Annotated in this window: 11 protein-coding genes and 1 tRNA gene; 3 read left to right on the top strand and 9 right to left on the bottom strand. The window is 65.8% G+C overall.

Translation table 11 applies throughout. The features are described 5' to 3' along the window. Positions 1-94: 94 nt before the first annotated feature. Together AAG612_RS07640 and AAG612_RS07645 are read right to left on the bottom strand one after the other, a co-directional pair. A complete protein-coding gene (locus tag AAG612_RS07640; protein WP_342508929.1) occupies positions 95-1,096 on the bottom strand; it encodes a DNA topoisomerase IB in 1,002 nt (333 codons plus the stop codon). A 60-nt stretch (positions 1,097-1,156) separates the two neighbouring features. Further along, the gene (locus AAG612_RS07645) at positions 1,157-1,663 is read right to left on the bottom strand and encodes a hypothetical protein (protein ID WP_342508930.1); all 507 of its coding nucleotides are present in this window, start codon (positions 1,661-1,663) and stop codon (positions 1,157-1,159) included. Between the two features lie 239 nt (positions 1,664-1,902). Between AAG612_RS07645 and yghU the strand changes: the two genes are divergently transcribed. Beyond that, a complete protein-coding gene (gene yghU / locus AAG612_RS07650) occupies positions 1,903-2,763 on the top strand; it encodes a glutathione-dependent disulfide-bond oxidoreductase (RefSeq protein WP_342508932.1) in 861 nt (286 codons plus the stop codon). A 124-nt stretch (positions 2,764-2,887) separates the two neighbouring features. Here yghU and argE read toward each other — a convergent pair whose 3' ends face one another. After that, on the bottom strand, positions 2,888-4,039 hold the full coding sequence (gene argE / locus AAG612_RS07655; RefSeq protein WP_342508934.1) for an acetylornithine deacetylase: 1,152 nt from the start codon (positions 4,037-4,039) through the stop codon (positions 2,888-2,890). 101 nt (positions 4,040-4,140) lie between these two features. On the opposite strand from argE, the gene AAG612_RS07660 reads away from it, so the two are divergent. Then, positions 4,141-4,215: transfer RNA gene (locus AAG612_RS07660), tRNA-Gln, on the top strand. A 10-nt stretch (positions 4,216-4,225) separates the two neighbouring features. On the opposite strand, the gene glpK is transcribed toward AAG612_RS07660, so the two are convergent. After that, positions 4,226-5,719 (bottom strand): glycerol kinase GlpK, encoded by a 1,494-nt coding sequence (gene glpK / locus AAG612_RS07665; protein ID WP_342508937.1) that lies wholly within the window; start codon positions 5,717-5,719, stop codon positions 4,226-4,228. Positions 5,720-5,889: 170 nt separating this feature from the next. Between glpK and glpD the strand changes: the two genes are divergently transcribed. Continuing rightward, complete coding sequence (gene glpD / locus AAG612_RS07670) at positions 5,890-7,371, top strand: glycerol-3-phosphate dehydrogenase (protein ID WP_342508939.1); 1,482 nt, start codon at positions 5,890-5,892, stop codon at positions 7,369-7,371. On the opposite strand, the gene AAG612_RS07675 is transcribed toward glpD, so the two are convergent. The 5 genes from AAG612_RS07675 to AAG612_RS07695 form a co-directional block, all read right to left on the bottom strand. Continuing rightward, positions 7,368-8,792 (bottom strand): sensor histidine kinase, encoded by a 1,425-nt coding sequence (locus tag AAG612_RS07675; protein ID WP_342508941.1) that lies wholly within the window; start codon positions 8,790-8,792, stop codon positions 7,368-7,370. The two genes, glpD and AAG612_RS07675, sit on opposite strands and share 4 nt — an antisense overlap. A gap of 118 nt (positions 8,793-8,910) precedes the next feature. Next, a complete protein-coding gene (locus tag AAG612_RS07680; protein WP_342508943.1) occupies positions 8,911-9,600 on the bottom strand; it encodes a retropepsin-like aspartic protease family protein in 690 nt (229 codons plus the stop codon). Between the two features lie 160 nt (positions 9,601-9,760). Continuing rightward, positions 9,761-10,747 (bottom strand): L-histidine N(alpha)-methyltransferase, encoded by a 987-nt coding sequence (gene egtD, locus AAG612_RS07685; RefSeq protein ID WP_342508945.1) that lies wholly within the window; start codon positions 10,745-10,747, stop codon positions 9,761-9,763. Continuing rightward, complete coding sequence (egtB, locus tag AAG612_RS07690; RefSeq protein ID WP_342508947.1) at positions 10,747-12,054, bottom strand: ergothioneine biosynthesis protein EgtB; 1,308 nt, start codon at positions 12,052-12,054, stop codon at positions 10,747-10,749. The genes egtD and egtB overlap by 1 nt, the downstream gene beginning before the upstream one ends. A 249-nt stretch (positions 12,055-12,303) precedes the next feature. Beyond that, on the bottom strand, positions 12,304-13,689 hold the full coding sequence (locus AAG612_RS07695) for a class II 3-deoxy-7-phosphoheptulonate synthase (RefSeq protein WP_342508949.1): 1,386 nt from the start codon (positions 13,687-13,689) through the stop codon (positions 12,304-12,306). Between the last annotated feature and the right edge of the window lie 31 nt (positions 13,690-13,720).

The raw sequence follows: 13,720 nt of genomic DNA on the forward strand, positions 1-13,720 counted from the left end.
GTGCCGGGTCTTCGCCACACGAATGGGCGGAGAGCTTTTAGCACCCGCCAGAAAAGGAAGCGACTGATCTATATCAAGTCCGCGAGCAAAAGAGTCAGGCCGCCACCAGATCGGCAATGGGCGGAGCGTCTTCCAGAAAGGCGATCAGCCCGCGCTCTTCGCGGCCGAGCCACCTGGTGGTACGGGGCAGGATCAGGTCTTCGCGCCATGCGCCCTGCCGACCCATCAGATCGAACACTGCAGGGTGGATATAGCTCTTGCGGGTGATCGCGGGCGTATTGCCCAGCCGCTCTGCCACGTTTTCGGTCACGGTCTTGATCGTCAGATCGTCCTTCGCGCCCGCCAGCATGCCAAAGGCCATCACGCTTGCGTGCCAGGTGCGGAAGTTCTTCGCGCTGAAAGCACCGCCCATCGTCTCGCGCAGGTAGGCGTTGACGTGGCTCGAGGTGACATCGCGCACCACTTCCCCATCGTCGAGGAAAGAGAACAGGTCCTGCCCGTCGAGATCCTGCATCTGCCGCACGATCTTGGCGAGGTGCGTGTCGGTCAGTTCGAGGTCGCGCTCCTTGCCTGACTTGGCGCGGAAGCGGAACCGCAGCGTCTTGCCGCGCACGGTCACATGGTGGCTCTTGATCGTGGTCGCGCCGTAGCTGCCATTGTCGCGCGCATAGGCGTCGTTGCCGACGCGGATCGCACCGAGATCGAGCAGGCGCACCACCCCGGCCAGTGCGCGCGGCAGGCCCATGTCGCGCGCGCCCAAATCCTCTGCCACGCGCTTCCTCAGCAGCGGCAGGCGGTTGCCGAAGGCGAGGCAGCGGTCGAACTTCTCGCTCTCGCGCGTGGCGCGAAATGCGGGGTGATAGCGATATTGCTTGCGCCCCTTCGCGTCGTATCCGGTGGCAAGGATATGGCCGTTGGGCGCGGGGCAGAACCAGCAATCGACATAGGCCGGGGGCAGCGCGATGGCATTGAGCCGCTTGCGCTCTGCCGGGTCGCGGATCAGCCCGCCGTCGGGGTCGTAATAGGCCCAGCCCGTCCCCGCACCCTTGCGGGTGATGCCGGGCAGGCCATCGTCGACGAAAATGAGCTTTTCCATGAGGTTACGTCCGCAGTTGGCTGCTGCATGGACGACTCCCACAAGGCCCGGCGGTTCCCGCTATTCGCTGTTCGCCTTCAGCGCGGCGCAGGGGCTTGGGTATTTCTGCCCCTTGAAGGAATAGCCCATCGGATAGGCGACCGGGCGGCCGTCGATGCCGTTCTTCATCTGCTCGCAATCCGCCATGGCGAGCGCGAGGTCGCCGGCATCGCGGCGCTCCGCGATCTTCGCAGCGCTCTGGTCGCGCGCAACCTTGCGCGCGCGCTCCGCAGCGATTGCGCTCTCGACCGTGGTTTCGCTGTAGCGATCCTTGTCCCGCGTCCTCAGCGCGCCGCTGGCGAGCAGGGTCTTGCCGTACATGAAGCCAGTGAACATCGTGCGGTCGGGGTAGTCGCCCTCTTCGGACAAGGTCGCAGCGATCCGCTCGATCCCGGCCTGGTCGTCGATCGCCGGTAGCGGCGTTCCCGTCTCCTGCACGGCCTCCGCCCCCGGATCGGCCTCCGCCACCGAGCCACCGCACGCAGCGACCGGCGCCACCATCAGCGCGACAACGAACATAGGCTTCACGAGTCTCGTCTCCTCTGGGCAGCGGGCTTCGTCCGGCAGGCTAGCGAGTGGATCGGCGAGCGCATCACACAAACCCCGTTAGGTTTGGCGAAATGGCGCGCGAGGGGCGGGCGGAAAAGGAATCATTGTGCGCCCGTCAGATCATCTTGCCCGTCGATCCGCCGCGCCGCGCTTGCGGTTCCCCCGCCCGCGCCCACATGCACTCCCGGACGGGTCGCACCGCAGTCAGGAGCATTTTCATGAGCCAATATACGCCGCCGAAGGTCTGGACACACGACGCCGAGAACGGCGGCAGGTTCGCCAATATCAACCGCCCGACCGCGGGCGCGCGCGAGGACAAGGTGCTGCCCGCGGGCCAGCACAAGTTCCAGCTCCACTCGCTCGCCACGCCCAATGGCGTGAAGGCGACGATCATGCTGGAGGAATTGCTCGAGGCCGGTCACGCGGCCGAGTATGACGCCTACACGATCAATATCGGCGAGGGTGAGCAGTTCGGCTCCGGCTTCGTCGCGATCAACCCCAACTCGAAGATCCCCGCGCTGGTCGACCGGACGGGCGAAGCGCCGATCCGCGTGTTTGAAAGCGGCGCGATCCTGCTGCATCTGGCGGAGAAGTTCGACGCGTTCCAGCTCACGGGGCCGAAACGCGCCGAAATGCTCAGCTGGCTGTTCTGGCAGATCGGCAGCGCGCCCTTCATCGGTGGCGGGTTCGGCCACTTCTACGCCTACGCGCCCGAGAAGTTCGAATACCCGATCAACCGCTACGCGATGGAAACCAAGCGGCTCTTCAGCGTCGCCGACGAGCGGCTCGGCGAAGCGCGTTTCCTTGCGGGCGACGACTATACCATCGCCGATATTGCGGCCTTCGCGTGGATGGCACCCTTCGTCGAAGGCAATATCTACGAAGACGCGAAGACCTTCCTCTCGATCGACGAATACGAAAACGTCGCGCGCTGGGTCGGCGAAATCGGCAAGCGCCCGGCGGTGAAGCGCGGGCGGATCGTTAACAAGGTGTGGGGCGACGAGAACTCGCAGCTGCGCGAACGCCACTCGGCAGCGGATTTCGAAGGCAAGGTGCTGGAACCCAGCAAGCCGGAATAGGCATCTCCTTTCTCCCCATCGTCATCCCAGCCCCCGAGCCGGGATCCCGCTTTCTGCAGGAGTTGCTCCGATAGAAGCGGGACCCCGGATCAAGTCCGGGGTGACGAATAGCCTTTCGGCTGGTTCAGCCCAACCGATCCGCCAACCGCGCCATGAACGCCGCGCCCTTTTCCAGTTCGGAAAGCGCAATCCACTCGTCCGGCTGGTGCGCCTGTTCGATCGAGCCGGGGCCGCAGATCACGGTCGGGAAACCCGCCGCCTGGAATTGCCCGCCCTCGGCAGCGAAAGCGACCTGACCGGGCGCGGCATTCTCCCCCGTCAGCGCGCGGACGAAGGCCACCGCGTCCTCGCTGCCCGCTGGCGTCATCGGGGGCGTGCTCGCATGCTGCTCCACCCGCACGCCCGCTTCGGGGAAGCGTCGCTTGAGCTGCGCATCGAGCTCGGCACAGCGCGCCTTGAACGGAGCGAGTATCGCCGCCGCATCCTCGCCGGGCGGGCAGCGCAGATCGAACTGGAAACGGGCGTGCTCGGCAAGGATGTTGGACGCGGTGCCGCCCTCCATGATGCCCACCGTCAGCGTCGCCTGCGGCGGGTCGAAACCGTTGTCGGCGTCGGCGCGCGCACGCAGCTCTTCGGCCAGCGCCAGCAGATCGTGCATCAGCCCGATCGCGACCGCATTGGCCGAAATCCCGTGATCGACCAGCGAGCTATGCGCCGCGTGTCCGCGTACGGTGACCTCATGCACCGCGATGCCTTTGTGCCCGGTGATGATGCCCATCAGGCTTGGCTCGCCCACGATGGCGAGGCGCGGCGCAGGGATCGTCTCCGCCATCCGCGCGATCATCGAAGGCGCGCCCTTGCAACCGACCTCCTCGTCGTAACTCAGCGCAAGATGCACCGGCAGCCTGCCCGCCACGAAGCGCGGCACGAATGCCAGCGCAAGGGCGATGAAACCCTTCATGTCCGCGACCCCGCGCCCGAACAGCCGCCCGTCCGCCTCGCGCACCGTCCACGGATCGCTGGACCACGCCTGCCCGTCGACCGGCACGACGTCGGTATGGCCCGACAGGATCACCCCGCCCTCAACCGCAGGCCCGCAGGTGGCGAACAGATTGGCCTTGCGCCCATCCTCGTTCGCCACCCGCTCGGACGCGACGCCATGCTGCGCAAGGTAATCCTCCACCCACTCGACCAGTGCGAGGTTGCTGCCCCGCGAGGTGGTGTCGAAGCCGACCAGCGTTTCGAGGATGGAGCGGGCGGTGGCGAGATCGGTCATGGCAGAAGGTCTAGCGCGAGAGAGTCTCCATGCCACCCCTTCACATTGTGGCCCCTTCACATAATAGCAATCGTCGCTATAGGGGCGGTCCGCCTGCATGTTGGGGTGTAGCCAAGTGGTAAGGCAGCGGTTTTTGGTATCGCCATTCGCAGGTTCGATCCCTGCCACCCCAGCCAGGCTTTCCGCCTAGCCGCCGCCCGAGAAGCGCTTGGTCGCTGCGATGGCATCCTGCCATCGGGCGAGCTTGGCCTTTCGAACGTCCACCTCCATCGCAGGTGCAAAGCGCGCGGCTTCTCCGCCTTTGCGTGCCGGACGAAACTCCGCATCGATCAGCCCGGTCGCGCGCCCGGCGATATAGGCCGCACCCACAGCGGTCGTTTCCAGATTGGCGGGACGCTCGATCGGCACGTCGAGGATGTCGGCGAGGAACTGGCACATCCAATCGTTGCGGGCCATCCCGCCATCGACCCGCATCGTGCCCGCCTCCATCCCGTCGCTCGCCATCGCGGTCATCAGGTCGGCCGTCTGGTAGCCGACCGATTCGAGCATCGCGGTCGCGATCTCCGCCGGGCCGGTCGAGCGCGAAATGCCAAAGATGCTGCCGCGCGCATCGGGCAACCAGTGCGGTGCGCCCAGGCCCGTGAGCGCAGGCACGAAGACGATGTCGGTCTCTTCCTCCAGACTGCGCGCCATCGCCTCGCTTTCGGACGAGGTTTCCACGATACCGAGCCCGTCGCGCAGCCACTGCATCCCCGCCCCCGCGATGAAGATCGAGCCTTCCAGCGCATAGGCCAGCTCGCCGCCGAGCCGATAGGCGACGGTCGAAATCAGGCGATGCTCCGATCGCACGATCTCTTCGCCGGTATTGAGCAGGATGAACGCGCCGGTTCCGTAAGTCGCCTTGGCCTCTCCGGGCACGAAGCACTGCTGGCCGATCAGCGCCGCCTGCTGGTCGCCCGCGATCCCGCGAATGGCGATCGGCGCATCGCTACCGGCGAGCTGCGCCATGCCGAACTCGGCATCGCAGTCGCGCACTTCGGGAAGGATGCCCGCCGGGATGCCGAACAATGCGAGCAAATCCTCGTCCCATGCCATGGTGCGGATGTTGAACAGGCTGGTGCGCGAGGCATTGGTCACATCGGTCGCGTGGACCTTGCCACCGGTCAGGCGGCACAGAAGAAAACTGTCGATCGTGCCGCAAGCGAGGCGCCCTTCCTCCGCCGCAGCGTGCGCGCCGTCCACATTGTCGAGCAGCCAGGCGACCTTGGTGGCAGAGAAATAGGGGTCGAGCAGCAGGCCGGTGCGCTCCGCGATCAGCGCCTCCGCACCATCCGCGCGCAGCCGGTCGCATTGCGGCGTGGTGCGCCGGTCCTGCCAGACGATCGCATTGTGGATGGGCTCGCCCGTCTCACGGTCCCACACCACCACCGTCTCGCGCTGGTTGGTGATGCCCAGTGCCTGCACCGCGAACCCCTTGTCCGCCGCCGTGCCCAGCGCCTCACGCGTGGTGTGGAGCGTCGCGCGCCAGATTTCCTCGGCGTCGTGTTCCACCCAGCCGCCGGACGGATAGATCTGCCGCAGGTCCTGCTGGCTGGTCGCGATCACCTCCATCGTCCCGTCGAACACGATGGCGCGGGTGGACGTGGTGCCCTGGTCGATGGCGAGGATGGCAGGTTTCATGAGCGTATTTCCGGATTGGCGACGTGGGCGCATTGGTCGATCAAAGGCGGCCCAATGGCAAGGGCAGGGGCAAGATTGGTCCCAAGGCCCCCTTCTTGCGGGCGATGCGTTGCCCTATCTGAGTGGAAAGCCCCAGGACCGGCCTCGACACGAGCCAGCGAGCAGAGACAATGCCCAATCCCTCACCCACCTACGACATTGCCATCATCGGGGGCGGCATCAATGGCTGCGGGATCGCGCGCGATGCGGCCGGGCGCGGGGCGAGCGTGCTGCTGCTGGAAGCGGGCGATCTGGCGCGCGGAACCTCGTCCGCCTCGTCCAAGCTGATCCACGGCGGGCTGCGCTATCTCGAACATTACGAGTTCGGCCTGGTGCGCGAGGCGCTGGGCGAGCGCGAGCGGCTGTGGGCCATCGCGCCGCATATCATCTGGCCGATGCGTTTCGTGCTGCCGCATGTGAAAGGCCTTCGCTCGCGCTGGCTGCTGCGGCTGGGACTGTTCCTCTACGACCATATCGGCGGGCGCGAGAAGCTGCGCACCGCAAAGAGCGTGGATCTGCGCAGCCACGAAGCGGGCGCGCCCCTGAAGCCGGAATTCGCGCACGGCTTCATCTATTCGGATTGCTGGGCAGACGATGCGCGGCTGGTGGTATTGAACGCGCGCGACGCAGCGAACAACGGCGCGGATATCCGCACGCAAGCCCGCGTCACGCATTTCGAGCGCGAGGGAGAGCGGTGGCGCGTCGAGGCGGGCGGAGAGACCTTCCACGCCCGCGCGCTTGTCAACGCCGCCGGGCCTTCCGCCGTCAGCGTGCTGGGCGAAAGCGACATCGAGGAAGATCGACGCATGCGGCTGGTGCGCGGATCGCATATCGTGACGCGCAAGCTGTTCGATCACGCATTCTCGTACTTCTTCCAGCTGCCCGACGGACGCATCTTCTTCGCGATTCCCTACGAGGAAGACTTCACGCTGATCGGCACGACCGATGCGGATCACGAGGGCGACCTCGCCGATGTCGAGGCGAGCGAGGCGGAGATCGCCTATCTATGCGAGGGCGCGAACCGCTTCTTCAGCCGGTCGATCACGCCCGAAGACGTCGTATGGAGCTTTGCCGGCGTGCGCCCGCTGGTCGACGATGGCTCGGGCAAGCCCGAGGCGGCAACGCGCGGCTATCAGCTCGCGCTCTCACCTGAAAACGAGGGCGCGCCGCTGCTCAACGTCTTCGGCGGCAAGCTGACGGTCTATCGCCATCTCGCCGAAGACGTGCTCGGCAAGCTTTCCTCGCGGATGGAGTTTTCCCAGCCCGGCGCATGGACCGCGACCAGGCCTCTACCCGGCGGCGATTTCCCGGCGGGCGAGGCCGATGCACTGATCGGAAAGATAGCCGCGCGCTATCCCTTCTTCGATGCGCGCACCCACCGCCGCCTCGCGCATTCCTACGGCACCGACGCCTTCGCGGTTTTTGGCGACGCTGCGAGCCTGGGCGACTGCGGCGAGCATTTCGGCCACGGGCTGACCGCGCGCGAGGTCGAGCATCTCGTCAGCCGGGAATGGGCGCGCACGGCAGAAGATATCCTGTGGCGGCGGACCAAGCTCGGGCTGCGTCTCGACACCGGTGAGGTGGCTGCGCTGGAGCGCTTTCTGGCGGCCTAGGACGCGGGCTCGGCACCCTTGGGCAGCGGCATGACGAGGCGGAAGGCGGTGCCGTTCTCGGTTGGCACATAACCGCCATCGGCGTGCAGCTGGGCGGACAGCGCCTGGACGATCCGCATGCCCAGCCCCGTCCCGTCCGGCGCACGCCGCGTCGAATCGATGCCGACACCATCGTCTTCGATGGTCAGCGTCAGATGATCGGCTTCGACCCGGGTGCTCAGCGTGACCGTGCCCTTCTCGCCGGCGGGGAACGCATATTTGGCCGAATTCATCGCCATCTCGACCACGATCAGCGCCAGCGGCACCGAATATTCGACGCCCAGTTCCACCCGCTCTCCCGCATGTTCGAAGGCGTAGCGGACATCGCCCTCGGCATGGCCGATCGACTGCACCACATTGGTCAACAGGTCTTCGAGATAGCCAACAATCTCGACCCGGTCGTGCGCGCTGGTATCGTACAGCCGCTCGTGCACGCGCGCGACGGTTTCGACCCGGCTGCGCGCCTCGCGCAGGTGCCTCGCCAGCACGTCGTCGCCCATCCGCTCCTGCAGCTTGAGCAGCGAGGTGATGATCTGCAGGCTGTTCTTCACCCGGTGATTGACCTCGTGCAGCAGCGCATCCTTGGTCTGCAGCGCGGTTTCAAGATCGCGTTCCATCTCCTTGCGCGAGGTGATGTCGAGCGAGGCGAGGAACACGCGCTTGGCGGAATTGCGCATCGGGGTGATCGTGGCCACGAACCAACGGCGCACGCCGTCGGTTTTCCAAGGATATTCGACGATCGTCGGCTCCGCGGACGCCTGCGCGCGGCGGAAGCCCTGCATGATCCACTCGGAAAACTCGTCACCCACGATGGCGCGGCCCGACTGGCCACACAAGGTCTCCAGCCCGAAGGCCGTCGCCATCCGTTGATTGCCCATCACCAGCTTGAAATCGTCCTCCTCCACATCGATCACCGCAGTATAGACGCCCGCAGTTTCGAAGAAGGCGCGCACGGTTTCTTCGCTCTCTCGCAGTTCGTTGCGCGCGTGCATCGTCTCGGTCATGTCGCGGATGGTCAGGACCGCGCCAATCTGTTCACCCGCCTCGCCCAGCAGCGGCTTGGCGCTGCCCACAGCCCAGATCTCGGTGCCGTCTGGCCGACGGATGATCCATGGCACGTCGAACACTTCCTCGCCCCGCACCGCGCGCGCCAGCGCCAGGTCTTCGAACGGGTGGGGATCGCCCTCGACGGTGAAAAGATGATAGCGATCCGCGTAGTCTTCCGGCTCGACATGCAGATCGGCCACGCCATGCATGTCGCGCGCCGCATTGTTGACGTAGCGGATGGCGCCCCTGACGTCGGCGACGATGATCCCTTCCGCCAACTGGTCGAGGACGGGGGCAGAGGCGAGCTGGTCGAGATCGAAAATGGTATGCGGCATCAGTGGGCGCTATTCCTGGAACAACGTCCTTCGCGCCACCACTCGCAACCGGACAAATCGCGGCGCGGGTATCACAAGCAGGCGGGTTGCGAAAGTTCTTGTGAAGCCGGTGCGCCGCCTAGTCAGCGGAGGTGCCGGTGGTCCCGACCTGCGCGTCCTGCGGATTGTTCGGCACGAGGATCAGCGTGCCTCCTTCCACCCGCCACTGCGCCAGCCGGCTAAGCAGGTTCATCCCGATCACGTTGGTTTCGCCGATATTGGGCGCGATCACCGCGTCGAGCCCGAAGGCCGCGACATTGCCGAAGCGCAACTCCTCCACCGTCGTCGTGCCGACCGAGATCGTGCCGTTGGCGGTTGTCATCATCACCGGCAGGCGGTCCGCGCGCGGTTCCAGCCCTGCGGCGCGCGCGGTCGGCTCCGAAATCGCGGTCAGCGTCGCGCCGGTATCGACGAGGAAGCGCGCGGGCACGCCGTTGACCTCGGCGTTGAGCCAGTAGTGCCCGTCGGGCGCCAGCTCCACGCGGGTTTCGCCGCCGACCACGCTCTGCTCGGCGAGGCCGACATCGGACATCGCGACATCGAAGCGCGGGTCGAGCCGCGCCAGTTGCAGCACGATCAGCACCAGCACGCCGCACAGCACCAGCGTGCTGCCGGTACTGAGCAGGCGACCGATGAACAGCTCGCGCCTGGCCAGCGCGCCGCCCAGCCAGCCGAACAGCAGCGCCGCAACCGCGATGACAAGCAGCCCGCTCTGCGGGATGCTGCCGATAGTCGCGGCGAGCTGGTCGAACACGGGCTTGATGTCCATGCGCGTCATATAGTCGCTTGCGCCGGACTATTCCATGAATGAGGGTTGCTTGCCTGACCACTGGTCGACGTTCCGTTCGTGGTGAGCCTGTCGAACCGCGAACGTTGCGCTGAGTTCGCCCTTCGACAAGCTCAGGATGAACGGGAAGGAGCGTCGGTGCTCACGGCGCGTTGCTGGCCTCTCTCGCCTCGGCGAGAACGACACTGAAGCGCTCCTCGGCGTCGAGCCACCGTCCAACCGGTGTCCAGCCGCCTGCCAGCAGCTGCTTGTCCGCGCTGCGCCGGTCGAACTTGTGGCTGTTTTCGGTATGGATCGTCTCGCCCGCCTTCATCGCGAAACGCTCGCCCGCGATCTCGAAGGCGATGGCCTCACGCGCGACGAGGTGCATTTCGACCCGTGCATACTGATCGTTCCAGCGTGCGGCATGTTCCAGCTTGTCGATCGGAATGGTCCCGTCAAGCTCGCGGTTGATTCGCCGCGCGAGGTTCAGATTGAACTCCGCCGTCACCCGCCCGGCATCGTCGTAGGCTGCTTCGAGCACGCTCTGGTCCTTGATCAGGTCCATGCCGACCAGCAGCATCGAACCTTCGCCAAGCGTCTCGCGCATGGCGCGCAGCAGATCGGTCGCGGTGCGCGCGACCATGTTGCCCAGTGTGCCGCCGGGGAAAAAGCCGAGCTTGGCGAGATGCGCGACCTCATGCGGCAGCTCGACCCGGCGCATGAAGTCCGCTTCTACCGGATAGACCGGCAGGCCGGGGAACTTCGCGGAAAGGTCGGCCGCGGCGGCGCGCAGGAAATCGCCCGCAATGTCGAGCGGGACGTAAGCAGCGGGGCCAATCGCCCGAAGCAACGCAGGCGTCTTGACCGACGAGCCGCTGCCGAATTCGACCACCGCGCGCCCCGATCCGATCGCCTTGGCGAAGTCCGCTCCGCGCGATTTGAGAATCTCGGTCTCGGCGCGGGCCGGGTAATATTCGGGCACCTGGGTGATGTCTTCGTACAGCTGCGATCCCGCATCGTCGTACAGCCAGCGTGCTGGGATCGCCTTTTGCGGCCCCCGCATCCCTTCCAGCACATCGGCACGAAAGGCCCGGTCGACCCCGCTCTCGTCGAGGTCGACCAGTTTCAGCCCTGCATTATCGGTCATCAGATATCCTTCGCGAGCCTGAGGCCGGTGAATTGCCAGCGCTGGTGCGGATAGAAAAAGTTGCGGTAGGAGGCGCGCGAATGGCCGCGCGGCGTCGCGCAGCTGGCACCTTTCAGCACGAACTGCCCGCTCATGAACTTGCCGTTATATTCGCCAACCGCGCCCGCGGCAGGCTGGAAGCGCGGAAAGGGCAGATACGCGCTGCGGGTGAATTGCCAGCAATCGCCGAACAGGCCGTCCGACCCGACGGGCTGGGGCGGTCCTGCCGCATCAAGCTGGTTGCCTTCGTCGGGTTCGTGGGCAGGCGCCTCCTCGGCGTGCTGGCCGCGCGCAACCGCTTCCCATTCGAACTCGGTCGGCAGGCGCGCCTTGTCCCACTGGGCACAGGCCCAAGAGGCAAAGGCATCGGCCTCGAAATAGGAAATGTGGGTGACCGGTGCATGCGGATCGCGCGGCTGCCATCCGGCAAGCGTGAAATGCTCCGCGCCCTTATCCGCATCGCGCCAGTAAAGCGGCGCGCCCACGCGGTTGTCCTGCACCCATGCCCAGCCATCGGAGAGCCACAGGGCAGCATTTTCGTAGCCGCCATCGGCGATGAACGCGTCCCACTCGGCATTGGTGACGAGCGTGTCGGCAAGCGCGAAAGGTTCCAGCAGCACGCGATGGCGCGGGCTCTCGCAGTCGAAGGCAAACGAGGCGTCTTCTCCGGCACCCTCATGGCCGATGGCCCCGATGCCACCGGGGTGCCCGGTCCAGCCACGCTCGCGCGCCTGTGCCCGCGGTAGCTGTGCATCCCACATCGCCGGGCCGAGAGGGTTCTGGAACAGCGCGTGCTTGATGTCGGTCAGCAGCAGTTCCTGATGCTGCTGTTCGTGTGCGATGCCCAGCTCGATCAGTGGCGTGAGCGCCGGATCGTCGAGCATGGAGGCCATCACGTCGGTCACATGCGCGCGCCAATCGAGCACTTCGTCCAGCGTTGGGCGCGACAGCATTCCGCGCGAAAAGCGACCGATCCGGTCGCCTTCGGCCTCGTAATAGGAATTGAACAGAAACGCCCAACGCTCGTCATGCAGCGCGTAGTCGCTGCGGTGGTCGCGCAGCAGGAAGGTTTCCCAGAACCATGTCGTATGCGCGAGGTGCCACTTGGCGGGCGAGGCGTCTTCCATCGACTGGATGGTCGCGTCGCTGTCGCTCAACGGCTCGACGAGCGCCTCGGTCAGCGCGCGCGTCGCATGGAAGCGCTCTGCGAGCGAATTGTCCGCACCCACCGGGTGGGGCGAAACGGAACGTGATTGGGACTGGGCCACGGGTCCTCTCCTGCCGGGCAAGCAATCCTGACTCACCTTGAGGAAAGGAACACACGAAGGAAACCCCGGTTTCCGGAATTATCCTTTGCTTGGACCAAAGCAGGTGGTGGGAGGGGCTTTTGCTGGGGGCCGTCAGCCGCCCAACCGGTTTACCTTCTGACCGCCCGCCCCGCCTCCCCACCCGGCCACCATATCCTGGGTGTACCCTTGGTGGCCGGGTGGGGAGGCGGGGCGGGAGACCGGAGAAAACTAAGCCGCCGCAGCCGCGCGATCGACCTGCGGTTGCAGCATCTCGGCAATCGCGAAGGCCAGTTCCAGCGCCTGCCCCGCATTGAGGCGCGGGTCGCAGTGCGTGTGGTAGCGGCTCGAAAGCTCGGCATCGGTGATCGCGACCGCACCCCCGACGCACTCGGTCACGTTCTGACCGGTCATCTCCAGATGGACCCCGCCCAGATAGCTGCCTTCGGCACGGTGGACCGCGAACACGCTGCCCAGCTCGGTCTTGATCCGGTCGAAGGGCCGCGTTTTGTAGCCGCTTTCCGACTTGACCACGTTGCCGTGCATCGGGTCGCTCGACCACACCACCGGATGCCCTTCGCGCCGGACGGCACGGATGAGGCCCGGCAGGTGCTTTTCGACGATATCGTGGCCGTAGCGGGTGATGAGCACGATCCGCCCGCTCTCGCGGTTGGGATTGAGCGTATCGAGCAGCTTGAGCAGCACATCCGGGTCGAGGCTCGGCCCGCATTTGACCCCGATCGGATTGCGGATGCCACGCATGAATTCGACATGCGCGCTACCTTCGAACCGCGTGCGGTCGCCGATCCAGACCATGTGCGCGCTGGTGTCGTACCATTCGCCATTATTGGGATCGCGGCGGGTCATCGCCTGCTCGTAAGGCAGCAGCAGCGCCTCGTGGCTGGTGTAGAAGGTGGTGCCCTGCAACTGCGGAATGTCCGACGGATCGACCCCGCACGCGGCCATGAAGTCGAGCGCTTCGGTGATCCGGTCGGCGGTCGCGACGAACTTTTCCGACCAGGGCGAGCGGCCCATGAAATCCAGTGTCCAGTCGTGCACTTGGCGCAGGTTGGCGTAGCCGCCGCCGGCATAGGCGCGCAGCAGGTTGAGCGTGGACGAAGCCTGATAATAGGCGCGCACCATGCGCTGCGGATCGTTGCGCCGCGATTCGGGCGTGAAGTCGATGCCGTTGATATTGTCACCGAAATAGCTCGGCAGGGTAACGGCGCGCCCGTCTGCATCCTTCTGCGTCTCGGTATCGCTGGAACGCGGCTTGGCGAACTGGCCCGCCATGCGGCCCACCTTCACCACCGGCAGCGATCCGGCGTAGGTCAGCACCACCGCCATCTGCAGGATCACGCGGAAGGTATCGCGAATCGTGTCGGGCGCGAATTCGGCGAAGCTTTCCGCGCAATCGCCGCCCTGCAGCAGAAAGGCCTCGCCCTTCTCGACCCGCGCGAGTTCGCTTTTCAGCGCATCGGATTCGCCCGCGAAGACCAGCGGCGGGCAAGCGCCAAGCTCTGCCTCTGCCTGGGCGAGCGCAGCGGCATCCTCATAGCGCGGCAGGTGCTTCGCTTCGAAATTCGTCCAGCTGTCGGGGCTCCAGTCGGAAGCCATGGCAATCAATCCTGCGAGTTCTTGTCTGACG

This window comes from Citromicrobium bathyomarinum (assembly GCF_038594605.1).
Classification (GTDB): Bacteria; Pseudomonadota; Alphaproteobacteria; order Sphingomonadales; family Sphingomonadaceae; genus Alteriqipengyuania; species Alteriqipengyuania bathyomarina_B.

Bases quoted from the DNA above. Each gene is read 5' to 3' on its own strand.
- AAG612_RS07675 (WP_342508941.1), bottom strand. From the start codon at position 8,792: ATGCCGCATACCATTTTCGATCTCGACCAGCTCGCCTCTGCCCCCGTC.
- yghU (WP_342508932.1), top strand. From the start codon at position 1,903: ATGAGCCAATATACGCCGCCGAAGGTCTGGACACACGACGCCGAGAAC.
- egtD (WP_342508945.1), bottom strand. From the start codon at position 10,747: ATGACCGATAATGCAGGGCTGAAACTGGTCGACCTCGACGAGAGCGGG.
- glpD (WP_342508939.1), top strand. From the start codon at position 5,890: ATGCCCAATCCCTCACCCACCTACGACATTGCCATCATCGGGGGCGGC.
- argE (WP_342508934.1), bottom strand. From the start codon at position 4,039: ATGACCGATCTCGCCACCGCCCGCTCCATCCTCGAAACGCTGGTCGGC.
- AAG612_RS07640 (WP_342508929.1), bottom strand. From the start codon at position 1,096: ATGGAAAAGCTCATTTTCGTCGACGATGGCCTGCCCGGCATCACCCGC.
- glpK (WP_342508937.1), bottom strand. From the start codon at position 5,719: ATGAAACCTGCCATCCTCGCCATCGACCAGGGCACCACGTCCACCCGC.
- AAG612_RS07695 (WP_342508949.1), bottom strand. From the start codon at position 13,689: ATGGCTTCCGACTGGAGCCCCGACAGCTGGACGAATTTCGAAGCGAAG.
- AAG612_RS07680 (WP_342508943.1), bottom strand. From the start codon at position 9,600: ATGGACATCAAGCCCGTGTTCGACCAGCTCGCCGCGACTATCGGCAGC.